The following is a 24,755-nucleotide window of genomic DNA, read 5'->3' on the forward strand; positions in this document are numbered from 1 at the left end:
AAGCCCGTGATGAACTCTTCTGCAGCGGGACCCGAGAACGACACCACATCCACCACGAAGCACATCTTCGTGACAGGCGGTGTCGTTTCGTCTTTGGGTAAGGGACTCACCGCCGCCAGCCTCGGAAACCTGCTCACTGCGCGCGGTCTGCGCGTGGTCATGCAGAAGCTGGACCCGTATCTGAACGTGGACCCAGGCACCATGAACCCGTTCGAGCACGGCGAGGTCTTCGTCACCGATGACGGCGCCGAGACCGACCTCGACATCGGCCACTACGAGCGCTTCCTCGACATCAACCTGACGCAGTCGGCCAACGTCACCACCGGCCAGATCTACTCGCAGGTGATCGCGCGTGAGCGCCGCGGCGACTACCTCGGCGCCACCGTGCAGGTCATCCCGCACATCACCGACGAGATCAAGCGCCGCATGCGCCTGCAGGCCACCGAAGAGCCCCGCCCCGACGTCATCATCACCGAGGTCGGCGGCACGGTCGGTGACATCGAGTCGCAGCCGTTCCTCGAGGCCGCGCGTCAGCTGCGCCACGAGCTCGGCCGCGACAGCGTGTTCTTCGTGCACGTTTCGCTGGTGCCGTTCATGGGCGCCTCCGGCGAGCAGAAGACCAAGCCGACGCAGCACTCGGTCGCCGCCCTCCGTCAGGTCGGCATCCAGCCGGACGCGCTGGTGCTGCGCAGCGACCGTCCGGTGAGCGTCAGCAACCGCAACAAGATCGCGCTGATGTGCGACGTCGACAACGAGGGCGTCATCAACACCGTCGACCTGCCCAGCATCTACGACATCCCGTCGACGCTGAACGAGCAGGGTCTCGACTCGTACATCATCCGCCGCCTCGGCCTTGACCAGAAGGCCGGCGAGGTCGACTGGACCCGCTGGAACCAGGTGCTGCACGCCGTGCACAACCCCAAGCACGAGGTCACCATCGGTCTGGTCGGCAAGTACATCGACCTGCCTGATGCCTACCTGTCGGTGACGGAAGCGCTCAAGGCCGGCGGTTTCGCGCAGGAGACGAAGGTAGGCGTCCGCTGGGTGCCGTCGGACTCGTGCGAGACGCCGGAGGGCGCAGCCAAGGCCCTCGGCGACCTCGACGCGATCTGCGTGCCAGGTGGGTTCGGCATCCGCGGCATCGAGGGCAAGGTCGGTGCACTGCGCTTCGCCCGTGAGCAGGGCATCCCGGCCCTCGGCCTGTGCCTCGGTCTGCAGATGATGGTCGTCGAGTACGCCCGCCACGTCGCCGGCATCACCGGCGCCTCGTCGACAGAGTTCGACCCCGAGACCCCCGAGCCCGTCATCGCGACGATGGCGGAGCAGGTCGAGATCCTCGAAGGCGGAGACCTCGGCGGCACCATGCGCCTCGGCCTGTACGAGGCCGCGCTGGCAGAGGGATCCCTTGCTCGTGAGCTGTACGGCTCGGCGACGGCATCCGAGCGTCACCGGCACCGCTACGAGGTCAACAACGCCTACCGCGCGCGCCTTTCGGATGCAGGCTTGGTGTTCTCCGGACTGAACCCCGACCTCGATCTCGTCGAGTACGTCGAGCTGCCGACCGATGTGCACCCGTTCTACATCGCCACCCAGGCGCACCCCGAGCTGCGCTCGCGCCCGACGGCACCGCACCCGCTGTTCCGCGGACTGGTCGGGGCCGCCATCGAGCGGCACCGCGCCAGCGAGCTGTTCAGCGAAGATGACTGATCAGGTGTTGCGCGACGAGCCGTTCCAGCCCAAGGTCATCGACAGCGACCTCGTCTACCAGGGCCGGGTGTGGGACGTGCGGTCCGACCGGGTGGCCTATGGCGACGGCGAGATCGTGCGCCAGTACGTCGCGCACACCGGTGCGGTCGCGATCGTCGCGCTCGACGATCAGGACCGCGTCCTGCTGATCCAGCAGTACCGGCATCCGATCCGCCACCGCGACTGGGAGCTGCCGGCGGGACTGCTCGACGTGCCGGGGGAGGAGCCTCTCCTCGCCGCGCAGCGAGAGCTCGCCGAAGAGGCCGACGTCACCGCCGCGCACTGGGAGCACCTGGTGTCGTCGTGGACGACACCGGGCGGCAACGACGAGATGATCCACGTCTTCCTCGCCACCGGCCTCTCGCCCGCGGAGACCGCGCATGCTCGCGAGGACGAAGAGGCCGACATCCGCGTCGAGTGGGTGCCGCTGAGCGAGGCGGCGGATGCTGTGCTCGCCGGCCGCATGCACAACGGCATCCTCTCGATCGGCGTGCTCGCGGCGGAACGGCGCCTGCGCGCCCAGGGCCTTCTCGAACAGGGCTGACACATGCAGCTCGGTCGGGCGCTGGACGAGTATCTGCGGCACGTGACGATCGAGCGCGGCCTGTCGGAGCACACCATCGCCGCGTACCGCCGCGACCTGAACGGGTATCTCGCGTGGCTCGATGCGCGCGGGATCCTGACGACGGATGCTGTCACCGCGACCACCGTGACGGAGTTCATCGCCGAGCGGTCCGGCGCCGAACCGCCTCCAGCTGCGACGAGCCTCGCCCGTCTGCAGTCGGCCGTGCGCGGCTGGCACCGATTCCTCGTGAGGGAGGGCATCGAGCAGGACGACCCGTCGGCACGGCTGCGTCCGCCGAAGACCCCGCAGCGACTGCCGAAGGCCCTGACGATCGATCAGGTGGAGCGATTGCTGGCCGCGCCGTCTGCCGACGAGCCCATCGGCATCCGCGATCGCGCACTGCTCGAGCTGCTCTACGCCACCGGCGCCCGCGTCTCGGAGGTCGTCTCGCTGGATGTGGACGACCTCTCCTACGGCGATGTGCTGCGGCTGCGCGGCAAGGGCGACAAGGAGCGCATCGTGCCGGTGGGTTCGTACGCCCGTGCCGCCGTCGACGCGTATCTCACCCGCGTGCGGCCAGGGCTGGCGGCCAAGGGGAGGGCCACCGCGACGCTGTTCCTCGGCGCCCGAGGCGCCCCGCTGTCACGGCAGAGCGCCTGGCTGGTGATCAGAGAGGCCGCAGAGAAGGTCCAGATCACCGTGGATGTCTCACCGCACACGCTGCGGCACTCGTTCGCGACGCACCTGCTGCAGGGCGGTGCCGACGTGCGCGTCGTGCAGGAGCTGCTGGGGCACGCGTCGGTGGCCACGACGCAGATCTACACGCACGTGTCGGTCGACACCCTGCGCGACATCTACGCCACCTCGCATCCTCGAGCCCGCTGAGCGCTGTTGAGCGCCCGCTGACGGCCCACTGACCGGCGCCTGCCGCGCGCCGGGCAACCCCGCACGCAGCGTGCCGCTACAATCGAGCAAGCATGGAAAGGGCGGATACGGTGACGGAGAAGGCGACGAAGTCCAGGTCGAAGACGGCCAAGGGCGACGACACCCCGATGGGGCCGACCGGTCGTCCCTATCGAGGATTCCCGACACCACCCCCTCTCGAGTCGCATGGTCCGGCGCGCATCATCGCGCTGTGCAACCAGAAGGGCGGGGTCGGCAAGACGACCACCGCGATCAACCTGGCGGCGGCCCTGGCCGAATACGGACGCAAGGTGCTTGCTGTCGACTTCGACCCGCAGGGTGCCCTGTCGGCCGGCCTCGGCATCCCGACGCACGACGTCCCCACGGTGTACGACCTGCTGCTGGACACCAAGCGCGACGCCAGAGGCGTGATCGTGCACTCCGCCGTCGAGAACCTCGACGTGCTTCCGGCCAACATCGATCTCTCGGCCGCTGAGGTGCACCTCGTCAACGAGGTCGCTCGCGAGACGATCCTCTCGCGCGTGCTGCGTCAGGTCGCGGGCGATTACGACGTGATCCTGATCGACTGCCAGCCCTCACTCGGCCTGCTCACCGTGAACGCGCTGACCGCCGCGCACGGCGTCGTCATCCCGCTGGAGTGCGAGTTCTTCGCGCTCCGAGGCGTGGCGCTGCTGATCGAGACGATCGACAAGGTGCGCGACCGACTGAACCCGTCCATCACGATGGATGGCCTGCTCGCGACGATGTACGACCCGCGCACGCTGCACTCCCGCGAGGTGCTCGAGCGCGTCGTCGAGGCGTTCGGCGACGACGTGCTGGAGACCGTGATCGGCCGCACCGTGAAGTTCCCCGATGCGTCGGTGTCTGGGGTGCCCATCACCGAGTTCGCGCCAGAGCACGCCGCAGCCCAGGCGTACCTGCGTCTGGCGCGGGAGCTGGTCGCCCGTGGCGCCGTCGCCTGAGGACGTCCCGACCATCGAGCCGGCCACGGAGCCCGAAACCGGGTTCCGCATCTCGCTGTCGAACTTCGACGGCCCGTTCGACCTGCTGCTGAACCTGATCTCCAAGCACGAGCTCGACATCACAGAGGTGTCGCTGAGCCGCGTCACCAACGAGTTCATCACCTACCTGAAGGAGCTCGACGGCGACGAAGAGCTCGATCAGGCATCGGAGTTCCTGGTGGTCGCGGCGACCCTGCTGGACATGAAGGTGGCGGGGCTGCTCCCGCAGGGCGAGCTGGTGGATGCTGAATCCGTCGCCCTGCTCGAGGCACGCGACCTGCTGTTCGCACGTCTGCTGCAGTACCGCGCGTTCAAGGAGGTCTCCGCGTGGTTCGCGCGCAGCCTGCAGCGCGAGGACCGCCGCCACGTGCGGGCCGTGCCCCTGGACGAGAAGCACCGCAGCAAGACCCCTGAGCTGGTGTGGACACTCAGCGTGGACGACTTCGCAGCGCTGGCGATGCTCGCGTTCGCGCCGAAGGAGATCCCGACCGTCGGCCTCGACCACCTGCATGCGCCCTTGGTGAGCATCCGGGAGCAGGCGGCGGTCGTCGTCACCCTGCTGCGCAGCGCGGAGTCGCTCAGCTTCCGCGAGCTCGTCTCCGGCATCCGAGAGCCGGGCATCGTCGTCGCGCGGTTCATCTCGGTGCTCGAGCTGTACCGGCACGCAGCCCTCTCGTTCGAGCAGCTCGAGCCGCTCGGCGAGCTGACCCTGCGGTGGTCGGCGGAGAGCTGGTCGGACGAGCAGCTGGCGACCCTGGGAGCCGACTATGACCGCTGAAGGAAATCAGATGGAGAACGAGATCGACGTCGACCCGGCGGCCGAGGCAGAGATCGACACACCCCTCGCCGAGCGCGTCGAGGCGATGCTGTTGATCGTCGACGAGCCGATCGCGCTCGTCGCGCTGGCCGCGGCCGTGCACGCGCCGGTGCCGGCCGTGCGTCAGACGCTGGAGACGCTCGTCGAGGACTACGACGGGCGAGGCAGGGGACCGCGGCGCGGTTTCGAGCTGCGTGAGGTCGGCGGCGGCTGGCGACTCTATGTGCGCGAGGACCACGACGATCTGATCGCCGACTTCATCGGCGGACAGGCCCCCGCACGCCTCTCTCAGGCCGCTTTGGAGACCCTCGCCGTCATCGCCTACAAGCAGCCAGTGACCCGCGGGCAGGTGGCATCCATCCGCGCGGTGAACGTCGACTCCGTCGTGCGCACGCTGCTCGCCAGGGGGCTGATCACCGAGCTGTTCGCCGACTCCGAGACCGGCGCGATCAATTACGGCACCACCGACGACCTGCTCGGACACCTCGGCATCAACTCGATCGACGAACTGCCGCCGATCTCACCCCTGCTCGACGATGGCGCCGACGGATTCGACGAAGGAGCACTGCGATGACTGAGCCGACCCGGAATGAGCCGACCATGAACGGCGAGAACCAAGAGCGTCTGCCCGATGGCATTCGATTGCAGAAAGCGCTCGGCAATGCCGGCGTCGCTTCGCGTCGCGTGATCGAGAACTACATCGTCGAGGGACGCATCCGCGTCAACGGAGTCGTCGTCACCGAGCTCGGGCGACGCATCGATCCGGAGCACGACCTGATCGATGTCGACGGCGCGGCGGTGCAGCTCGACGTGTCGAAGCGATACGTCATGCTCAACAAGCCCACCGGCGTCGTCAGCACCATGAAGGACGAGAACGGGCGCCCCGACCTGCGGCAGTTCACGAAGGACTGGGAGGAGCGGCTGTACAATGTCGGGCGGCTCGATGCCGAGACCAGCGGCCTGCTGATCCTCACCAACGACGGCGACCTCGCGCACGTGCTCGCGCACCCCTCGTTCGGCGTAACCAAGGTGTACATCGCGAAGGTCGACGGCCTCGTCACCGCGCAGACGATCTCGACGCTCACCAAGGGGATCGAGCTCGAGGACGGACCGATCAAGGCCGACAAGGCGCGGCTGCTCGATGCGTCCCGCGGGTCCAGCCTTGTCGAGCTCACTCTGCACTCCGGACGCAACCGCATCGTGCGGCGGATGATGGCCGCTGTCGGTCATCCGGTCGATGAGCTGGTGCGACGCCAGTTCGGTCCGCTGCACCTGGGAACGCTCCCGGTCGGGAAGACCCGCGAACTGACTAAAATCGAACTTGGCGCGCTGCTGACTCTGTCGCGCCAGGAACCCGGGGAGAACGAGTGAGCGATTCCGCTGGCGTGCGTGCGACGCAAGTCGCTGCGCGACTCTCGGGGACCGTTCGCGTCGTGGGCGCGGGGCTGCTGGGGGCGAGCATCGGACACGCCCTTCGCGCGAAGGGCGTCGACGTGGTGCTCGCCGACGCCTCGCCGTCGCAGCTGCGTCTCGCGATCGACTACGGCGCCGGGCGCGCCGCGCGCGAAGACGACAGCCCCGCGCTGATCGTGGTCGCTGTTCCGCCTGATGTCACGGCCGACGTCATCCAGGCCGAGCTCGCAGCGCATGCGGATGCTGTCGTCACCGACGTTGCCAGCGTGAAGCTGCAGCCCTTCGACGAACTGCGTCGCCGCGGTGTCGACCTGGCCCGCTACATCGGCTCGCACCCGCTCGCCGGACGTGAGCGGGGAGGTGCGATCTCGGCCCGCGCCGACCTGTTCGTCGGTCGTCCGTGGGTGGTCTGCCGTGATGGCGAGACCAGGGCATCCGACCTCGCCCTTGTCGAGGCGCTCGCCCTCGATGTCGGCGCGATGCCGCTGGAGATGACGCCGGAAGAGCACGACCGCTCGGTCGCGCTGACCTCGCACGTGCCGCAGGTGGTGGCGAGTCTGCTCGCCGCCCGCCTCGCGGATGCGGAGGAGGGGGCGCTGCGGCTCGCCGGTCAGGGCGTGCGTGACACCACGCGCATCGCTGCGTCTGCTCCCGAGCTGTGGGTGCAGATCCTCGGTGCGAATGCCGAGCCGGTCGTCGAGGTGCTCGACGCGCTGGCCGCAGACCTGAAGAGCGTGTCTGACGCGCTGCGCGCGCCGGATGCGCCCGGTGCCAGGCGCGTGGTGGCGGATGCCATCCGGCAGGGCAATGATGGGGTCGAGAGACTGCCCGGCAAGCACGGTCAGAACAAGCGCTTCGAGACACTGGTCGTCATGGTCGACGACACCGCCGGTCAGCTGGGGCGCCTGTTCGGCGAACTCGGCGAGCTGGAGGTCAACGTGGAGGATCTGCGTCTGGAGCACTCTCCTGGCGCCCAGTTCGGTCTGGCCGAGATCAGCGTGGCACCGGCCGCGCTGCGCGGTGCGATCGAAGGACTTCAGGAACGCGGCTGGCGGATTGCAGGCAACACCAATGACTAGTGCGCAGAAATTCATCGCGATCGACGGGCCGGCGGGCTCTGGCAAGTCCAGCGTCTCGAAGGAGATCGCACGTCGGCGCGGCTACGGCTACCTCGACACGGGAGCGGCGTACCGGGCCCTTGCCTGGCACGTGCTCGAGCGCGGAGCGGACACGGCCGACGCCGCTGCTGTGCGCTCGGCGGCATCCGACTTCCCCTTCACTCAGTCCCTCGACCCGGACGACCGGCGCGTGCGCGTCGGCGAGGTCGACGTGACCGACGCGATCCGCAACCCGCGCGTCTCTGCGGCCGTGAGCGGCGTCGCTCGCGTGCCCGAGGTGCGGGTGCAGGTCAACGAGATGTTCCGGCGGATCGTCGCGGAGGCCGAATACCCGGCCGTCGTCGTCGAGGGCCGCGACATCACCACCGTCGTTGCACCGGATGCCCCGGTGCGCATTCTGCTGACCGCTGCCCCCGAGGTGCGTGCCGCGCGCCGCGCGGGCGAACTGGCCGGCGAGAACGCCGCTGTCGTCGCCGAAGCGCTGCACAAGCGCGACGCGTCGGACAGCAGCGTCGTCGACTTCCTCAACGCCGCCCCCGGCGTGGATGTCGTCGACTCCACACAACTCGACTTCACGCAGACCATGGACGCCGTGCTCACGGTGATCGATCGGTCACGCGACGCTGATACAGGAGCATGAACATGGCCGACGAAGAATACGAAGGCACCCCAGACCAGCTGGCTGAGAAGCTGGCAGAGATCGACGAGCACGAAGCCGAGCAGCGCTCCGACGCCATGCGCGCGACGCTCACCGACTACGAACTCGACGACGAAGACGCCGATCTGCTGGCGGGCCTCGCCCTCGGCGAGGACGCGATCCAGTACTCGCCGGCGCTGCCGGTGGTGGCGATCGTCGGTCGGCCGAACGTCGGCAAGTCGGCGCTGGTGAACCGCATCCTCGGTCGCCGTGAAGCGGTTGTGGAGGACACCCCTGGCGTCACGCGTGACCGCGTCACGTACAAGGCCGAGTGGATGGACCGGCGGTTCTCGCTGGTCGACACCGGCGGGTGGGAGCCGGATGCCAAGGGCATCGACCGCTCGGTCGCCGCTCAGGCGGAGGTCGCCATCGACCTGTCTGACCTGGTGCTGTTCGTGGTGGATGCGAAGGTCGGCGCCACGTCGACCGATGAGCACGTCGTGCGGCTGCTTCGCAAGAGCGGCAAGCCGGTCTTCCTCGTCGCGAACAAGATCGACGACGCCCGTCAGGAGCCAGAGGCTGCGGCGCTGTGGAACCTCGGACTCGGCGAGCCCTACCCGATCTCGGCCATCCACGGGCGCGGCGTCGCCGACCTGCTGGACATGATCATGGAGAAGCTGCCCGAGGTCTCGGCTGTCGCCAAGGCCGAGATCGGCGGTCCGCGCCGCGTGGCCATCCTCGGGCGTCCGAACGTCGGCAAGTCCTCGCTGCTGAACAAGGCCGCCGGCGAGGAGCGCGTCGTCGTCAACGAGCTGGCCGGCACCACGCGCGACCCTGTTGACGAGATCGTCGAGATGGGCGGCAAGATGTGGCGGCTGGTCGACACCGCCGGCATCCGACGTCGCGTGCACCTGCAGCAGGGCGCCGACTTCTATGCGTCGCTTCGCACCTCTGCCGCGCTGGAGAAGGCCGAGGTCGCCGTCGTCGTGCTCGATGTGAGCCAGTCGATCAGCGTGCAGGACCTGAACATCATCGACATGGTGCTCGAATCGGGTCGCGCGCTCGTACTCGCGTTCAACAAGTGGGACCGCCTGTTCGACGAGGACATGGAGAACGCCGACCGCCGTCGCTACCTCGAGCGTGAGATCGAGCAGGACCTCGCGCACGTCGCATGGGCTCCGCGCGTGAACATCTCGGCGAAGACCGGTCGTCACCTCGAGAAGCTCGTGCCGGCACTGGAGCTCGCGCTGCGCAACTGGGATCGCCGCATCCCGACCGGCAAGTTCAACGCGTTCATCACCGAGCTGGTCGCGGCGCACCCGCACCCGCTGCGTGGTGGCAAGCAGCCGCGCATCCTGTTCGGCACGCAGGCGACGACGCGCCCGCCGACATTCGTGCTGTTCACGACCGGATTCCTCGACCCTGGCTACCGCCGGTACGTGCAGCGTCGCCTGCGCGAACTGTACGACTTCCAGGGGACGCCGATCGTCATCAACATGCGCGTGCGGGAGCGGCGCAAGCGTTAGCATCCGACGCGTTTCGCTGGGATGATGGGAGGCAGAGGCCGCAACCCTGCGGTCTCTGCCGCACAGCCCACAAGGCCCGCGTGAAACGAGGATGCGATGACGCACACCCTGCCCCTGCCGGAGTTTACCCACGAGCGCGTGGAGGTGATCACCGGGCGGAGGAGCGGACTGTTCATCGCGGTGGCCCTGCATTCGTCGGTGCTGGGATCTGCCCTCGGCGGCGCGCGACTGTGGACGTACCCGCACTGGAGCGACGCTCTCGGCGACGCGCTGCGCCTGTCGGCGGCGATGACGCTGAAGAACGCCGCGGCCGGCCTCGACGCGGGTGGCGGCAAGGCGGTGATCTGCCTGCCTCCCGGCACGGTGTTGGATGCTGAGCAGCGCCGCGCGGCGTTCCTCGACCTCGGCGACGCGGTGGAGATGCTGGGCGGCCTGTACCGCACGGCGGAGGACGTCGGATCGACGACCGACGACATGCTCACGGTGAGTGAGCGCACGCAGCACGTCGTCGGGCTGCCCTCGACTGTCGGCGGCTCCGGCGAGCCGGCTGGGCCGACGAGCCTCGGCGTGCACGCGTCGCTGCAGGCGGTGCTTGAGCGGGTGTTCGGATCGTCGGATGCCCGTGGCCGCCACATCATCATCTCCGGCCTCGGACAGGTGGGCGGGCGTCTGGCCTCTCGCCTCGCTGACGAGGGAGCGCGTCTGACCGTCACCGACATCAACCCCGCCCGGCGCGAGTTCGCCGAGTCGATCGGTGCGACCTGGGTCGAGCCGGGGACGGAGCACCTGCTCGCCGGTGACGTGTTCGTGCCGGCCGGCATCGGCGGGATCCTGAGCGATGAGGTCATCGACGCGCTGGACGTGCGGGCGGTCTGCGGCCCGGCGAACAACCCGCTGGCCTCGCGGGCGGGCGCCGACCGTCTGGCGGATCGCGGGATTCTGTACGCGCCGGACTTCGTGGTCAACGCCGGTGGCGTGATCTACCTCGACCTTGAGGCGAAGCAGATCGGCACGAGCGACGAGATCATGGCGCGCGTGGCGGGGATCGGTGACACGGTGCGGACGATCCTCGATGACGCTTCTGCGCGCGGCGTGACGCCGCTGCAGGCGGCTGAGGAGCTCGCGGCGTCGCGTCTGCGTGCCGGAGCTGCTGTCGGAGTCGGTGTCGGAGTTGGTATCGGAGTTCGCTGACTCGCACTGATCGTGGACGCCCGAGGGCGGCGCGGCGTGGAAAGCTGGAGGGGTGAGCATCATCCCTCCCCGTCCTGGTGAACCGCGCCGCCCTCAGGGCCCGCGCAACAGCGGAGATGCCTGGGTCGTCTCGGAGTCCGGCGACAAGTACTGGGGACGCTACGGCGCCGCCGGGCTGCTCGCGGTGGATGCCGTACGCGGCGTGCTGCTGCAGCATCGCGTGGAGTGGAGCCACCACGGCGGAACCTGGGGTCTGCCCGGTGGGGCACTGCACGAGGGTGAGTCATCGCAGGACGGTGCGCTGCGCGAGGCGCAGGAGGAGGCTGGGGTGCCGGACGGCGCCGTGCGGCCGCGGTTCTCAAGGGTGCTGGATCTGAAGATCTGGTCGTACACGACCGTCGTCGCCGATGTGGTGTCACCCTTCGAACCGGTGATCAGTGACCCGGAGAGTCTGGCGCTCGAGTGGGTGCCGGTGGACGAGGTCGGTTCGCGCCCGCTGCATCCTGGCTTCGGGGCGGCGTGGCCGATGCTGAGATCGCTGCTCTCGGTGCGTCCCGCCGTGGTGGTGGACGCCGCGAACGTCGTGGGTTCTGTGCCCGACGGCTGGTGGAAGGATCGCGCCGGAGCTGCGGCGCGTCTGCATGCGCGGCTGTCGGCGTGGGAAGCGCGGGGAGTGGCTGCTGCCGATCTCGGGCTGAGCGGGTCCTCGGGTGCGGTCCGATGGTTCCCCGAGGTGACGATGGTCGTCGAGGGCGCAGCGAAGGCGATGTCGGATGCTGGCGAGGTGCAGGTGGTTCGCGCCCCCGCACATGGCGATGATGCGATCGCCGATGAAGCCCGACGCCTCGTCGAGCATGGTGCAGCGGTGACCGTTGTGACGAGCGACCGCGGACTGCAGGCGCGGATCGAGAAGATCGGCGCCCGTCGCGCGTCGTCCGGCTGGCTGTTGAAGGAGCTCGAGGCGAGCAACGACTGACGACGTCGGCGGTTCGCGCGGGCCTTCGTGGTGACGGGTGTCATTTTCGCGGTGACGGGCGGTCCTTCGTGGTCACGGGGGTCATTTTCGCGGTGACGGGCGGTCCTTCGTGGTCACGGGCGTCCCTTCGCGGTGACGATTGGCCTTTCGCGGTGACGGTTGGCCTTTCGCGGTGACGGGTGGCCCATCGTGGTGACGGGTGCCGCTGTCGTCGGAAGTTCGACCTGGTTCAGAAGGGCGCGTCGGATCGCGGTGGTTGTCCCATGGCCGGGGTGTGCCAGGTGTAGCGGTCTGTCGCTGCCGGGACTCCGGATGGCACGAACATGACGCGTCGGGGTGGAGCATCGCTGTAGGTGCGTCCGTTGGGGGCCGTCCAGGTGATGTCGGAGTTAGGCAACTGCGTTGCGGTCCAGCGGTGCTCGTCTGAGATGTCGGGGTGTTTGAGGGCGTGGTGGGTCTTGCAGAGGTGGGCGAGGTTGTCGATGTATGTGGGTCCGCCGAGGGCGTGGTCGTGGGTGTGGTCGATCTCGGTGCGGTGGACGGGCATGCGGCAGCCGGGGAAGCGGCAGTGCTGGTCGCGGGCGCGGAGGTAGCGTTTCATGCCGGCGGTGGGGGTGTAGGTGTCGGTTTCGGTGACCATGCCGGTGGGGTCGAGGAAGAGTCGGGTCCAGCCGTTGTTCATGCCGGCGAGTTGCCGTGCGATGTCGGGGTGGAGTTCGCCGTGTCCGTCGAGTTGGGCGGGGTGGTTGTCGGTGCCGGTGAGGGTGTTTGCGGCGATGGTGACTTGGATGGTGGCGGTGATGTTCTCCAGACCCGTGCCGTGGATCTGTGAAGGGTCGGCGCAGAGCAGTAGGTCGGTGAGCAAGTCGGTGCGGATCTGATCCAATGTGCGGGCATCGGCGGGGATCTGGATGATGTCAGGTGGGGTGGTGATCATCTTCTCGACCCAGTCCCAATACGCGTCGGGGTCGTCTCGGTATGGATCGTTGTCTGGTGGTACCCAGATGCCGTCGTGGAAGTACCCGTTGCGGTGGTCGTTGTCGTGGTCGTAGTCGTCGTCGAACGGATCCCGGGTGAACGTGTCATCGTCGCCGAAGATCACCTGCCCGGTGGTCGCCGTGTCGTCGGTGGCGTTCGCGTCGTCGTGGTCGTCGGCTGCGTGGCTGTTGGCCTCGCCGGTCGCTTCGCTGCGAGCCTCGGAACCGTCGTCTGTTGCGGGACTGTCAGGGTCGTCGGAAGGGCTGCCCGTGGTGGTGTCGCCTAGGGACTGCTCGTCCGGCTGCTCATCGGGGTGCTTGTCGTCGGGCAGTCCCGCGCCATCGTGGTCGGGGTGGTCGTAGTCCGGGTCGTGGTAGTCGGGGTTGCCGTGGAGCATCTCTTCAAGTGCGTCTTCGTCGACGGGGAGTGTGGGTTCACGGTCTTCAGGGTGCTGCTTCTGATGCCTGGCCATCTGCGTGAGGCGGTCCAGGATGGCCAGGGCGAGGTGTTCGGGCAGGAGGATCTGCAGCAGCGCCATTCCGTCACCGACGGACTTCACGGTGACAGTGCGCTCGTGGGTTGCGCGTTCGTGCTTCTCGTTGATCGTCAGCCCGGCCAATGCCGCCGCGACTTCCCGAACGTGTGCGCGCGTGCGGGCGGGAGCCTCGGCCTCGGCGAACACGACCGCGGCAGCTTGGTAGAGGTCGAGGGTGTCGGGGGTGAGGGTGCCGGCGGCGATGGCCTCGTGAACGGGGGAGGCGGCGAGCAAGATCTCCCGCACATGTGCGGCCGTGATCCTGCCTGTTTCGAACGAGTCCCGCAACAGAGCGTACTGGTCGGTGGCCAGCCATTGCGCGTCGCCGAAGAGACGCTCCGCTGTGCCTTGGGCGATACGGCCTGCGGCTGAGTACTCCGCGACCATTGACCGCCAGATCGCCTCCCGATGGTGAGGCTGTTCTTTCGCATCCTCTTCCATCAGCACAGCCCGCCGTGCCAGTAGCACGGCGGCGCGGGCTTCTGCCCGGTTGATCTCCGCCCGCACCGCGACCCACTCATCCAGCAGTGCGTTCTGCTGATCGAGGCGGTCGAGGTAGGGGGTGGACATGCTTCAATTGTAGAACAAATGTTCGAGACTCGCAAGGGTTGATTCGAAATTGTTGCGGCTGAGTGTCGGCCTAATGTCTGGGAATTGGCGGTTCTGGGACTTCGGCTCGCTGACGCTCGCTCAGCCCGTTTCGACTCACCTGCGGCTCGCTCAACGACCGGGGGAGAGGGCGGCTCGCGGCTCGGTCGGCGCCCAGCGGTGAGCGGCTCGGTCGACGACCCGGGCGCGAGCAGTTCGGTCGTGACCCGCGAGCGTCGACCGGCGTCAGTCGTCGTAGGGGTCCCGGCCGCGCAGCTTGTCGATGTCGCGGCGCTCGCGCTTCGTCGGACGGCCGGCGCCGCGGTCACGCACAGCCAGCATCGCCGACGGTTCGCGCACCGGAGTGCGATCCTCGTACGCCGTCACAGCGACGGGAGCCCCGACCCGCTTCGCGAGCGTCTTGCGCACCACCAGGATCCTGTCGAAGCCCGAAATCCGCACGCGCACCTCATCGCCTGGCTTCACGGACTGCGCAGCCTTGGTCCGCTCGCCGTTAACCCGTACATGCCCCGCACGGCATGCAGTCGTCGCCGCCGAACGCGTCTTGTAGACGCGGATCGCCCAGAGCCAACTGTCCACGCGGACCGGCTTCACAGCATCCGGCATTCCAGCATCCGACATCACTCGCCACCCTTTCGCAACGCGCGGATCGCGCCGGCGATGATCAGACCCTGGCCGAGTGTGTACGTGAGCATGACCGCCGGGCTGGTCCACGCCGGCGTGCCCTCGAGGAACAGGCGGAACGCGAGGATCGAATCACTCAGCAGGAAGAACGCCCCGCCCCACGCGATCACCGGGTTGCCGCGCGCCGACGTCGCGGCGGTGCCGGCGAGCACCAGGCCGTACGCGGCGACGGCGAAGAACAGTCCGCCGGTGTGCGGGCCGAGGAACACCAGCATCGCGACCCACCATGCGGCGTAGATGAGCGCCCACCACGGCATCCGGCGCACCGGCGTGTACCGCAGGAACAGCACGATGTATGCGATGTGCGCGATGCCGAAGAAGAGCAGCATGAGCGGCAGCTCCGGGCCGCCCGGGAAGAACGTGCCGGCGCCGTCTCCGAGCCACGAGAAGAGCAGCGCCGCCAGCAGCAGGACGACCGTGACCCGTGGACGCAGTCGCGGAGCCGCGGCGAGCACCGGCACCGCGAGCAGTGGCATGAGAGTCAGCTTCGTCGGCCCGGCGAGCGGGCTGTTCAGAGCGAGAGTGGCGACGTGGACGATCGCGAGGACGACGTACGGAACCCAGACTGCAACGTCGAGGGGGCGGATGCTGCGCAGCATCCCTCCATCGTATTCAAGTGGGCAACATATTCAGCCGATCACGACTCGACGGTGACCTCGACGACGTTGCTGTCGGGGTCGAGGTGGGCGGCGGGCCAGTATCCGTCGGGGAAGTGCTGTCCGCACGCGTCGGTGAAATGCAGCACCGTTCCATCGGCCGTCGCCTCGATGACGTCGAGCAGTAGGTCAGTGGCGCCGTCGTCGAGCTCGGCGCGAGACGGCTCGCCGTCGCTGAAGTGGGTGAAGATGGCATCCGATGCACTCCGTCGGATGCTGTCGATCTCGGCGACCACGGCGCGGACGCGGGGGAGCAGTGCCTGCACGGCGTCGGCGTCGGCGCCGTCGATCACCAGCTCGACTTCGCGGTCGTCGATGTGGATGCTGCTCGCATACCAGTCGTGGATGACCGTATCGCCGTCGAGCGTCGACTCGGCGCGGGCGAGACGGCCGAGGTCCGGGTCGTCGATGATCGGGTTGGCGGTGCTCATAGCGTCACCGTAGCGCGCGGATGCTGTGTGATCAGGCGCTGAGTGGGCGCGTCACGAGGACGCGTCCTCCTGAGATCGCCGGGCCCTGCTCGAAGTCGGCGGCGAGGAACGTGGAGAGCGCGCCGTGGAACATGTCGTTGGAGCGGTGGGAACCGTGGGAGTTGTCGACCGGGTAGGCCTCGATGATCCGCGCGCCGCCGGCGCGGGCGTAGTCGATCGCCTGCTTCAGCAGAGTCGCGTTGAGTCCCTTGCCCCGGTGATCCCGGCGCACCACGAAGCACGTGACCGACCAGACCGTGTCGTCGTCGAGCGGTTCGGCAGTGGCCTCGGTGATCGACTTCGTGTGCAGGATGCGCAATTGAGTGGTGCGTGGTCCGATGCGGATCCATCCGGCGGCTTCGCCGTCGACGTACGCGACGAGTCCCGGCGGGGGACCGACGGCGATCTCGTCGTGCAGCATGTCGCGCCGCTGCTCGACTGTCGTCGTCTGCCAGTCCTTGTTGCGTACGACCGGCCAGATGCATTGGCAGCTGCGCCCGTCGCCGCCTCCCGAGAGGGAGTGCTGCACGTCGTCCCACCGACTGATGGTGGCTTGTTCGGTCGTGATCGTCGCCATGGGCGGCAACGCTACGCCGGGGTTCGGACATCGGCAACGTTTTTGGCTGTGGGCGCTCGACGCCACGCCCGGATTCGACGGTTCGCGAGCCTCGTTCGCGTCGGCTAGGATGGTGGAGTTGCCTGCGCGAAAGCGCGGACTGCCACGGGCTGTGGCGCAGCTTGGTAGCGCACTTGACTGGGGGTCAAGGGGTCGCAGGTTCAAATCCTGTCAGCCCGACGTAGATGTAGAAGAAGGGCCTGCTGGATCCGCAAGGATCGAGCAGGCCCTGTTCTACATCTACTCGCGTTCGAAGGGGGCCCCGCGGCGGCGAGAACCGCGTGCCGTTGTTCTCGCCGACGCAACCCGCGCTCGCAACGCGCGGCGCTTGGAGGGTGCCGTAGGGTCGCAGCGGTGTCGCCGACCAGGTGCGTAACGATGCCGCTTGCGACCGAAATCGGCGAACAACCCACTCGGTTCGCCGAGCGCCAACAACAGCTCATCAACTCACGAGCACCGAAGATCAGACCAGACCTCAATCACGCGTTCGGTGTCGGGGTAGCCGCCGGCGTCAAGTTCGTTGCGTACGTGCTCTCGAACAACCTCGATGTACGCCTGCCCCTCGAGGCGATCTTCGGGAACCTCGGCGCCCTCTGACTGCGAGTCGACCAGCAGCGCCTGCCACTCGGCATTGCTCTCGGGCGTTACGTCCGCCTCCGCCAAAGATGCTTCGGCGATATCGGACGCCTGCTCCGGAACGCTGTCGCCCGGGGAGCCCAACCACCACTGCGCGGTGCACTCGCCGTATGACGTGGTGAAGGTGTCTTCGCGATCGGGCGCGCCTCGGAGGGCGCTGCACCCACTCAGCGCGATCGCACCGGCAATCAGCGTGGCGGTCAGGGCGAGCGAGTTCGTCTTCACAGTCGACAGCGTAGTGTCGCTCGCCGCGCTCTCATTCGGCCGGCCGGCCAGAACCCTCACCCCGACCCTTCGGCCGATACGTTCTGCCGAAGCTGCGCCGGTTGGCCTCATCGATCTCGACCAGCTCCCAGTCGACGCGCCGGCCACCGGGCACGTCGAAGATCCTGATCCCGTCGCCGAGGAACACGGGCGCGACGAAGACCTGCAGCTCGTCGATGAGGTCGTGCTCGAGCGCCTGTCGAGCGATGTCGGCGCTGATGATCTGGATATCCCGGTCACCGGCGATCTGCTGGGCGCGGTCGATCGCCTCGCTGATGGAGCAGTTCAGGGCGGTCACCGTCGGATCATCGGCGAGTTCCTCCGGGCGATGCGTCAGGATGAACTCGGTGCCCGACCACGCACCGCCATACGCTTCAGAAGTCATCTCGTCGCGCTCGTCGCGCTGGGCGAGAGCCGCGTCGTACCCGTCGCGGCCCGAGATGATGACGGCGACCTTCGACGCCATGAGCTCCGTGGTTCCCTCGGCGTTGGGCTCCGCAGCCGCAAGCCACGACATGTCATGTCCTGGTCCTGCGATGAACCCATCGATCGACGCGGTGAATCCCCAGGCGACTTTGCCCATGACGACGCTCCTCACTGGTGCGGCTGCTCGTGATCTGTCAGCAACCATCGTTTCATGCTCGATCGGACCGCGCGCGGTGCCTCTTGGCGAGGCCCCGGTCGACGAGCACGGCGGCCACCGCGCTGACCACCGCGACGACGGGGATCAGGTAGGCGAAAACGATGATCAACGCCGCCGCCGAGTACTGGCGGGCTGTCAGCGAAGGCGACGCCCCACAACAGCTGATGCCCGAGCGCGAGGAAGACCCCGTACAGATGCCGATCACCAAGGATTGAACCGTCCCAGAGTCTGTGCCGCGACGTCGCCGTCCAGCAGTGGCGCGACGTTCTTCCATTCCAGGACCGGCCGGCCGTCGCGATCCATACGCTCACGCAACATCACCGGTGATGGACTGGCAGGATGAGCAACATCACACAGCCGGGGGAGAAGATGCCAAGAGAAGGCGCCGTCGTCACGGAGCCGACTGAACGCAGGGCACCTTTCGCGCTGGGCATCCTGTTCGCCGTCTATCTCGCGCTGCTCGCCTGGACCATCCTGTTCAAACTCGAAGTCCCCTACATCGGCGCGGGCGGACTCCGCCACGTCAAATGGGTGCCTTTCGCCGCCGACGATTGGTACGCAGCCAGTAAACCGCTTGAAGTCGGGGCGAACGTCCTTCTCTTCCTGCCCTTCGGCATGTATCTCGGGCTGCTGTGGCCGACTCGGACGGTGTGGAAGCACGTCGCGACGCTCGCCGGGGCGAGCATGCTGCTGGAGGGCCTGCAGTACCTGCTCATCGTCGGCAGCTCCGATGTCACCGACGTCATCGCCAATACGGTCGGAGGCGCCACCGGACTTCTCGTGGTCGCGCTGTGGGGGCGCCGATCCGAGGCAGGAGCCCGCGTGCTGAAGCGGGTCTGCATGGTCGGGACTGGGCTTGCCGTGGTGATCTGCCTGGCGTTCTTCTTCTCGCCGCTGCACTACGCGCAGCGCGACGTGACGCTCGACCAGGTCGTGGACTGAGGTTCACCCAGAACGCACGACGTGCCGGCACCAGCAATCCCGCACTCTGGAGACAGACCGCGATTGCGATCAGAGCACAGAAGGGGTGAGCAATGACCGAACAGTCACTTGATGAGCTGGGGCCGGTGGATTTCGTGATCATCGAGTTCCCGGCCGGTCAGTCGAATTTCTCGGGGGAGATGGCCGAAGAGCTGGTCAGACTGGTTGACGCCGGCACCATCCGGCTGATCGACGTACTGATACTGCAGAAGTCCGAGGACGGCACGATCGATGCGCTGGAGCTCTCCGACGCCGAGGATCTCGGGCCACTCGCGGACCTCGAGGCCGAACTGGCCGAGCTGCTGGCCGAGGACGACATCGAGAATCTCGCAGCAGCGATGGAACCGGGTAGCGTCGCGGGCGTCGTCGTCTACGAGAACCTGTGGGCGGCGCCCTTCGCGTCAGCTGCACGCCGGGCAGGCGGTCGGCTCATCGCAGATGGCCGCATTCCCATGCAGGACATCATCGCCTCGCTCGAGGCGGATGCTGAATTCGAGAAGGTAGGAGACTGAACATGCTTCGACCAGCACGCATCGGACGAGTCGGCGTCGTGCGCGCCCCCGTGGCGAGGGCCGCCGTCGTCGCCTCTGCCGTCACACCGGGGCGAGCACCAGTGGCCCGCACCGCTGTCGTCGCCGCGGCCGTCACCCCCGGCCGTCGTCGCCGGATCTGACACCGGCGACAACCCCAGTGGGAGCGGCCTCCGTGAAGGAGCCCGCGCCCACTGCCGTCATGCCTGTTCGCGAACGATCTCGGGCAGCTGCCAGGTCATGTCGAACCACGATTCCAGCGGTCCGTACAGCCGCAGCAGCGGCCACCACGACTTGCCAGGGAGCGTAGGGATCCAGTTGGATTCCTTGCCCTCGGGGGCGCTCGGTCCGAACCAGATCACGAACGAGCCGTCCGCCTCGATCTGCAGCTCCTCGGCGTGGCTCGCCACAGCCGGATACGGTGCGGACTGCAGCAGCGATCGGGTCTGCGTGTCGTAGATGTCGATCGCCCAGAAATTCTTCGCGGGCGGGTTCGGGGGAATCCGCAGCGAATACGTCTCGCCCCCGTCGAGGAGCGCGCCGTGGGAGTCTTCCGCCGTGTACAGGTACGCCGAACCGGCTCCGACCTGCGCGTGTGCCATCGCGGGTGTGATGACGGTGGCGGCGTAGTGGAAGAGGGTGCGCGCATTGAGATTACGGGCACCGTCGTTCAGGAACTCGTAACTGCCGCCCACGAAGCCGTTCTTCCACGAAGATCCCTCCCAGCGGAAGGACTCGGCGTCTCGTGCCGAGTAGAGGGTGGCTCGCGCCATCGCGGCGCCGATGCGGGCGGCATCGTCGAGGATGCCACGACGACGCGCATCCGGGGCGAACGGATGCCCGTGGACGATCCCGAGTGCGGCGAGGGTGCCGGCCCGCTCAGGATCGAGAGCTTCGGCCGGCTCCTCCGCGACGAGCTGCGCGATCTCCTCGAAGAACGAGAAGTCATTCGAATGCACGGTGTTGAACGACTGCTCGCCGATGTTCACGAAAGTGTTCTCGGGCACAGCATCCGCATCACTGAGCCGGTAGATGCGCGCCTGCTTGATCGCCGGGACGCCACCCAGGGCGCGGATCACGACGAAATTCGTGAAGGTCGAGCACTCGTAGGTGTAGTAGCCGTCGGGTCGCTCGCCCTCGTACCCAGGAGGAAGGTACAGGAACTTGCCCCCCGCACCCTTGTCGGGCCCCGCGATACCCATATCGGCGACGTAGCGGAACCAGAAGTCGTCGACGACGCCGAGCGCCTGCGCGGGCACTTCGATGACCGTCGGCCCCCACGCCCTCAGATCGAGGAACGTGACCCCGTACGTGGTCTCGGTGTTCGGCGTGAGAAAGATGGGAGTGGAGCTGCAGCGCGGATCCGTATATGCGATCTTGTCGGGCGAATCGACGCCGACAGAGCGCAGCCCACGCCGCATGGCGACAAGCGATGCCCCCGGGACGGTGTTCAGGAACGCCGTGATGCCCCGAACCAGATCGAGGCTGTCGAAGATCGGCCCGACCGATTCGGGCATCGGCACCCCGTCGAAGAACCGGAACTCGCCGAACGGTGTCGGCAATCTGTCAGGAGTGGAGATGTGGGCCACCTCCGCGGCGAGCTCTTCATCCGTCAATCCCAGTGCTGTCGTGCTGTTGGTCGCCATCGTCTTCCCCTCATCGGTCGATACGCTCGCGAGTGTGTCAGACCGCCGGGGGTGAGGGCATCACGCAGATCGGACGAGAAGCCGCCTCGCTGGGAGCCAGCCCACGTAGCCTGAACTCGGAAACCGTTGCAAGCCACTGAAAGGTCGTGCCATGGGACGCATCGTCGTCGTCAACTTCACCAGCCTGGATGGAGTCATCCAATCGCCACTGTTCGCGGACGAGGATCGCGAAGGCGGCTTCGAGCACGGGGGATGGGTGCCCCCGTACAGCGACGACGTTGTCAACGCCTTCATGCAACAGGCGACCGTCAGCGCGTCTGGGATGCTGCTCGGGCGCCGCTCGTACGAGATCCTTCGGGACGCCTGGTCTGATGCCGACGACGCTGAGCCTGCGATCGCCGCCATGAACAACATGCCGAAGTACGTGGCGGCGTCCGCGCCGGTGGAGCTCACCTGGCCGAACTCGAGCGTCATCAGCAGCGATGTGCGTGGAGCCGTCGGGGCACTGAGAGAGCGCGGTGACGGCGACATCGTCATCTTCGGATCCGGCGGGCTGGTACGCGCCCTCGCCGAGCACGACCTCGTCGATGAATACCGACTGCTGCTCTTTCCTCTCGTTCTCGGGCGCGGGAAGCGGATGTTCGACGCCGATGCGCGATTCGCCGATTTCTCGCTCACGGACACCGTCGTCGCGCCGAGCGGCGTCGTGATCTTGACGTACGCGCGCTCGCGCGACTGACCTGTGCTACCCGCAGCATTCATTCACTGCGGTCGTTCTCACCCCATGGCTTCCATGACAGCCAGCACGTTGCCAGCCGGATCCATGAACCAGGCGATGCTCGGACCGCCGTCGGGGCCGCTGCGCGCAATGCCCTTCTCATCGGTGTCGAGGTCAGGGTCGGTGTAGATCTTGGTGACCACGCCGCGGGCATTGAGATCGTCGACCGCGGCTTCGACATCCGGAACGCTGAAATTCAGGATCGTGAAGCTCGCCGGCGTGTGATCCGGCTTGGCGTAGACGAAGATCGAGCCGCCCTGAGGAAGGTGGATGTCAAGGAACCCCATCGGGTTGGTCGAGACCACCATTCCGAGCGTCTCACCATAGAAGGCGCGCGCCGCGTCGATGTCGTCGACGCTGAAACTGCTGAAGGTCTGAGTCGAGTAGAAGGAGGACATGCAGACAATGATCCGCCCCGGAACGTCGGCCGTCCAGGGGTATTCGCGTCAGCTGCGGACGATCGCCGGAACTGTGTACGTCTGGTCAAGCACCGCCTGCGCGGGCTCGTACATGCGCAGGATCGGCCGGAAGGCGCCGACAGGCGTCGGAAGCCAGTTCGCCCTCGCCCGCTCGTCGCTGGGCTCGTCGTGCGACATCGTGATGATGAGCGAACCGTCGGATTCATATCGGATGCCAGGAGTGCGGTCTCCGATGGAGTAGCGATCGGCGGTGTTCGGCACGAGGTAGTAGTCGGGCACGTCGTACATGGTCAGTGACCAGAACGCGCCGACCGGCGGGGTGGGGCTCAGGTGCAGCGTGTACGTCTCGGCTCCGGTGAGCTGGTCGCCCTGGTCGTCGATGTACGTCGCGATGTACGCGGCCTCGAAAGCCTGGTTGCCCCACAGACCGCCGAGCGCGGCACCTGCACGCTGCACGATGCGTCGCTGAGGGTCGGAGATGGTGAACGCCGGATCATCGATCGAGCCGACCTCGAAGTAGTCGAGGTTGTAGTCGAACGAGTGATAGGTCAGGTTCCAGCCGTTCACGAGCGCGTTGCCGCCGCCCGATGTGACGATCGCCTCCAGGGTGTCCTTGCCTGCCGTGTAGCCGGCCTCAAGGTCTGCCGTGTCATCGGCCAGGTGGGCGAGCGTCGCGGCATGGACCGCCGCGTCGCGCGGCGCCGGCGGGAACTCCTCGCTCCACGCGCGGTACTTCGCCCAGAACGTCGCAGCCTCCGTCCCGGCATCCGCCGGCTCAGCCAGGCCCTGCGGCACAGCATCCGGATCAAGCGGCGTCAGCGTCGTCGCATCCTGCAGCGCGTGGACCGCCTCGAGGTCGTCGTCGCCGCTCACCGCCCAGCGACCCACGATCGAGGCGACGCGGGTCGGCACCCGCACGACCAGCGCATCCTCAGGGGCCTCGCCGTCCCAGTAGTGCGGCACCAGCAGGAACCGTCCGGCGCCGGTGCCGGTCGCACGGTGCCCGATGTACGCGAAGTTGTCGGTCCACGCGCTGACGAACTGCAGCACGTAGTACCTGCCCTCGGTCGCCGGCACCGTGAGCAGGAGCGGCCCGACGCTCATGTCGAGCTGCGCCATCGAGTACACGGTGTCGTTGTTGATCGTGACGAACTTGTCTTCGGGGCCGGCCAGGGTGCGCGCATGGCTGAGCGTGTTCCATGGGGCGGCGGGGTTCTGACCGACGCCCGTCGTGACGTACCGCGTCACCTGGTCGAGGTTGAAGACGAGCGGGAAACCGTAGAGGTAGGCGGTGACGAGGTCGTCCTGCGTGGTGGTCATGTCATGATTCTGGCAGTCCCGGCGGCGACGCAAGGCGCTCGGCTCACCTCTTCGCGGTGACGTGCTCGCGCAGCGCAGGGATCACCGTCTCGCCGTACACGCGCAGCGTCTCCTCCTTCGAGTCGTGCTGCAGGTACCCGGCGAACTGCGTGACCCCCAGATCCTTCAGCTGCTTGAGCTTCGCGATGTGCTCGTCCGCGGTGCCGAGCACGCAGAAGCGGTCGACGATCTCGTCCGGCACGAAGTCGACGTGGTCGTTCTCAGCCCGCCCGTGCGTGTTGTAGTCGTAGCCGGTGCGCCCGGCGATGTACGAAGTCAGTGCCTCTGGCACGACCCCCGAATCGGCGTCCCCGTTGCCGTACTTCGCGACGATGTCGGCGACGTGGTTGCCGACCATGCCGCCGAACCACCGGCACTGCTCGCGCATGTGCGCCACATCATCGCCGATGTACATCGGCGCCGCCACGCAGAACGACAGGGCCTCAGGATCCCGGCCGGCCGCTGCGGCAGCATCCTTCACCGCCTTGATCATCCACGCCGCGATGTCGACATCCGCCAGCTGCAGGATGAACCCGTCGCCGACCTCGCCTGCCAGCTTCAATGCCAGCGGACCGTATGCGGCGACCCACACCTCCAGCGACGACCCCTGGCTCCACGGGAACTGCAGGGTCGTGCCGTTGTACTCGACCGCGCGCGAATTGCCGAGCTCGCGGATCACGTGGATCGCGTCGCGCAGCTCGCGCAGCGTGGTCGGCTTGCCGCCGGTCACGCGCACGGCCGAGTCGCCGCGGCCGATCCCGCAGACCGTGCGGTTTCCGTACATCTCGTTGAGCGTCGCGAAGACGGATGCTGTCACCGTCCAGTCCCGCGTCGCGGGGTTCGTCACGAACGGGCCGACACTCACCCGATTCGTGTTCGCGAGGATCGCCGAGTGGATGACGTACGGCTCCTCCCACAGCAGGTGCGAGTCGAACGTCCACACGTGACCGAAGCCGTGCGCCTCGGCCAGCTGGGCCAGCTGCACGACGCGTGCTGCCGGCGGATTGGTCTGCAGAACGATGCCGAAGTCCATGTCA

27 protein-coding genes and 1 tRNA gene are annotated in these 24,755 nt (G+C 67.5%); 17 read left to right on the plus strand and 11 right to left on the minus strand.

The genetic code is table 11. From position 1 onward, the window contains the following. Positions 1-9 precede the first annotated feature (9 nt). The 12 genes from MNR00_RS06230 to MNR00_RS06285 all read left to right on the plus strand — a co-directional run bounded on the left by MNR00_RS06230 (position 10) and on the right by MNR00_RS06285 (position 11,914). Complete coding sequence (locus MNR00_RS06230) at positions 10-1,707, plus strand: CTP synthase (RefSeq protein ID WP_241928773.1); 1,698 nt, start codon at positions 10-12, stop codon at positions 1,705-1,707. After that, positions 1,700-2,290, plus strand: coding sequence for an NUDIX hydrolase (locus MNR00_RS06235; RefSeq protein ID WP_241928292.1), 591 nt, complete (start codon positions 1,700-1,702; stop codon positions 2,288-2,290). The genes MNR00_RS06230 and MNR00_RS06235 overlap by 8 nt, the downstream gene beginning before the upstream one ends. 3 nt (positions 2,291-2,293) lie before the next feature. Continuing rightward, positions 2,294-3,196 carry a site-specific tyrosine recombinase XerD gene (gene xerD, locus MNR00_RS06240; RefSeq protein WP_241928293.1) on the plus strand — a complete coding sequence of 301 codons (903 nt, stop codon included), beginning with the start codon at positions 2,294-2,296 and terminating at the stop codon, positions 3,194-3,196. Between the two features lie 167 nt (positions 3,197-3,363). Beyond that, entirely contained in the window at positions 3,364-4,197 is an 834-nt protein-coding gene (locus MNR00_RS06245) for a ParA family protein (RefSeq protein ID WP_241928774.1), read from the plus strand. Further along, complete coding sequence (locus MNR00_RS06250; protein WP_241928294.1) at positions 4,181-5,014, plus strand: ScpA family protein; 834 nt, start codon at positions 4,181-4,183, stop codon at positions 5,012-5,014. The genes MNR00_RS06245 and MNR00_RS06250 overlap by 17 nt, the downstream gene beginning before the upstream one ends. Positions 5,015-5,024: 10 nt before the next feature. Next, positions 5,025-5,627, plus strand: a complete 603-nt coding sequence (scpB, locus tag MNR00_RS06255) for an SMC-Scp complex subunit ScpB (protein ID WP_241928775.1) — start codon at positions 5,025-5,027, stop codon at positions 5,625-5,627. A 26-nt stretch (positions 5,628-5,653) separates the two neighbouring features. Then, positions 5,654-6,424, plus strand: a complete 771-nt coding sequence (locus MNR00_RS06260; RefSeq protein ID WP_241928776.1) for a pseudouridine synthase — start codon at positions 5,654-5,656, stop codon at positions 6,422-6,424. Beyond that, positions 6,421-7,545 carry a prephenate dehydrogenase gene (locus MNR00_RS06265; RefSeq protein WP_241928295.1) on the plus strand — a complete coding sequence of 375 codons (1,125 nt, stop codon included), beginning with the start codon at positions 6,421-6,423 and terminating at the stop codon, positions 7,543-7,545. Before MNR00_RS06260 ends, MNR00_RS06265 begins: the two co-directional genes overlap by 4 nt. Then, entirely contained in the window at positions 7,538-8,224 is a 687-nt protein-coding gene (cmk, locus tag MNR00_RS06270; RefSeq protein ID WP_241928296.1) for a (d)CMP kinase, read from the plus strand. The genes MNR00_RS06265 and cmk overlap by 8 nt, the downstream gene beginning before the upstream one ends. A 2-nt stretch (positions 8,225-8,226) precedes the next feature. After that, the gene (gene der / locus MNR00_RS06275) at positions 8,227-9,747 is read left to right on the plus strand and encodes a ribosome biogenesis GTPase Der (protein WP_241928297.1); all 1,521 of its coding nucleotides are present in this window, start codon (positions 8,227-8,229) and stop codon (positions 9,745-9,747) included. A 96-nt stretch (positions 9,748-9,843) separates the two neighbouring features. Continuing rightward, a complete protein-coding gene (locus MNR00_RS06280) occupies positions 9,844-10,938 on the plus strand; it encodes a Glu/Leu/Phe/Val dehydrogenase family protein (RefSeq protein WP_241928298.1) in 1,095 nt (364 codons plus the stop codon). Between the two features lie 52 nt (positions 10,939-10,990). Next, a complete protein-coding gene (locus tag MNR00_RS06285; protein WP_241928299.1) occupies positions 10,991-11,914 on the plus strand; it encodes an NUDIX hydrolase in 924 nt (307 codons plus the stop codon). 229 nt (positions 11,915-12,143) lie between these two features. Here MNR00_RS06285 and MNR00_RS06290 read toward each other — a convergent pair whose 3' ends face one another. The 5 genes from MNR00_RS06290 to MNR00_RS06310 all read right to left on the minus strand — a co-directional run bounded on the left by MNR00_RS06290 (position 12,144) and on the right by MNR00_RS06310 (position 16,423). Beyond that, positions 12,144-13,997: an HNH endonuclease signature motif containing protein gene (locus MNR00_RS06290; RefSeq protein WP_241928300.1), complete on the minus strand. Its 1,854-nt coding sequence runs from the start codon at positions 13,995-13,997 to the stop codon at positions 12,144-12,146. 264 nt (positions 13,998-14,261) lie between these two features. Beyond that, on the minus strand, positions 14,262-14,642 hold the full coding sequence (locus MNR00_RS06295) for an RNA-binding S4 domain-containing protein (RefSeq protein ID WP_241928777.1): 381 nt from the start codon (positions 14,640-14,642) through the stop codon (positions 14,262-14,264). 14 nt (positions 14,643-14,656) lie between these two features. Continuing rightward, the gene (locus MNR00_RS06300) at positions 14,657-15,319 is read right to left on the minus strand and encodes a lysoplasmalogenase (protein WP_241928301.1); all 663 of its coding nucleotides are present in this window, start codon (positions 15,317-15,319) and stop codon (positions 14,657-14,659) included. A gap of 38 nt (positions 15,320-15,357) precedes the next feature. Continuing rightward, positions 15,358-15,807, minus strand: coding sequence for a hypothetical protein (locus tag MNR00_RS06305; protein WP_241928302.1), 450 nt, complete (start codon positions 15,805-15,807; stop codon positions 15,358-15,360). A gap of 31 nt (positions 15,808-15,838) precedes the next feature. Then, positions 15,839-16,423 (minus strand): GNAT family N-acetyltransferase, encoded by a 585-nt coding sequence (locus MNR00_RS06310; RefSeq protein WP_241928303.1) that lies wholly within the window; start codon positions 16,421-16,423, stop codon positions 15,839-15,841. Positions 16,424-16,568: 145 nt separating this feature from the next. On the opposite strand from MNR00_RS06310, the gene MNR00_RS06315 reads away from it, so the two are divergent. Next, positions 16,569-16,642 (plus strand) — tRNA-Pro (locus MNR00_RS06315). Positions 16,643-16,909: 267 nt separating this feature from the next. Here the strand turns inward: MNR00_RS06315 and MNR00_RS06320 are convergent. Continuing rightward, positions 16,910-17,383: a hypothetical protein gene (locus MNR00_RS06320; protein ID WP_241928304.1), complete on the minus strand. Its 474-nt coding sequence runs from the start codon at positions 17,381-17,383 to the stop codon at positions 16,910-16,912. Beyond that, a complete protein-coding gene (locus tag MNR00_RS06325) occupies positions 17,355-17,945 on the minus strand; it encodes a dihydrofolate reductase family protein (RefSeq protein WP_241928305.1) in 591 nt (196 codons plus the stop codon). Before MNR00_RS06325 ends, MNR00_RS06320 begins: the two co-directional genes overlap by 29 nt. A 399-nt stretch (positions 17,946-18,344) precedes the next feature. Between MNR00_RS06325 and MNR00_RS06330 the strand changes: the two genes are divergently transcribed. The 3 genes from MNR00_RS06330 (at position 18,345) to MNR00_RS06340 (ending at position 19,659) form a co-directional block, all read left to right on the plus strand. Continuing rightward, complete coding sequence (locus MNR00_RS06330) at positions 18,345-18,947, plus strand: VanZ family protein (protein WP_241928306.1); 603 nt, start codon at positions 18,345-18,347, stop codon at positions 18,945-18,947. Positions 18,948-19,039: 92 nt separating this feature from the next. Beyond that, positions 19,040-19,498, plus strand: coding sequence for a DUF6325 family protein (locus tag MNR00_RS06335; protein WP_241928307.1), 459 nt, complete (start codon positions 19,040-19,042; stop codon positions 19,496-19,498). 2 nt (positions 19,499-19,500) lie between these two features. Further along, entirely contained in the window at positions 19,501-19,659 is a 159-nt protein-coding gene (locus MNR00_RS06340) for a hypothetical protein (RefSeq protein WP_241928308.1), read from the plus strand. 57 nt (positions 19,660-19,716) lie between these two features. Here the strand turns inward: MNR00_RS06340 and MNR00_RS06345 are convergent, their stop codons facing one another. Then, positions 19,717-21,162 (minus strand): DUF1254 domain-containing protein, encoded by a 1,446-nt coding sequence (locus MNR00_RS06345; protein WP_241928309.1) that lies wholly within the window; start codon positions 21,160-21,162, stop codon positions 19,717-19,719. A gap of 151 nt (positions 21,163-21,313) precedes the next feature. Between MNR00_RS06345 and MNR00_RS06350 the strand changes: the two genes are divergently transcribed. Continuing rightward, positions 21,314-21,901 carry a dihydrofolate reductase family protein gene (locus MNR00_RS06350; protein WP_241928310.1) on the plus strand — a complete coding sequence of 196 codons (588 nt, stop codon included), beginning with the start codon at positions 21,314-21,316 and terminating at the stop codon, positions 21,899-21,901. Between the two features lie 38 nt (positions 21,902-21,939). On the opposite strand, the gene MNR00_RS06355 is transcribed toward MNR00_RS06350, so the two are convergent. From MNR00_RS06355 to MNR00_RS06365, 3 genes are read right to left on the minus strand one after another with little or no spacing between them, the layout of a single operon-like run. Beyond that, positions 21,940-22,338 carry a VOC family protein gene (locus MNR00_RS06355; protein WP_241928311.1) on the minus strand — a complete coding sequence of 133 codons (399 nt, stop codon included), beginning with the start codon at positions 22,336-22,338 and terminating at the stop codon, positions 21,940-21,942. Between the two features lie 48 nt (positions 22,339-22,386). Then, a complete protein-coding gene (locus MNR00_RS06360; RefSeq protein ID WP_241928312.1) occupies positions 22,387-23,679 on the minus strand; it encodes a DUF1254 domain-containing protein in 1,293 nt (430 codons plus the stop codon). A gap of 43 nt (positions 23,680-23,722) precedes the next feature. Then, entirely contained in the window at positions 23,723-24,751 is a 1,029-nt protein-coding gene (locus MNR00_RS06365; protein WP_241928313.1) for a TIGR03842 family LLM class F420-dependent oxidoreductase, read from the minus strand. Between the last annotated feature and the right edge of the window lie 4 nt (positions 24,752-24,755).

Source organism: Microbacterium sp. H1-D42 (assembly GCF_022637555.1).
Classification (GTDB): Bacteria; Actinomycetota; Actinomycetes; order Actinomycetales; family Microbacteriaceae; genus Microbacterium.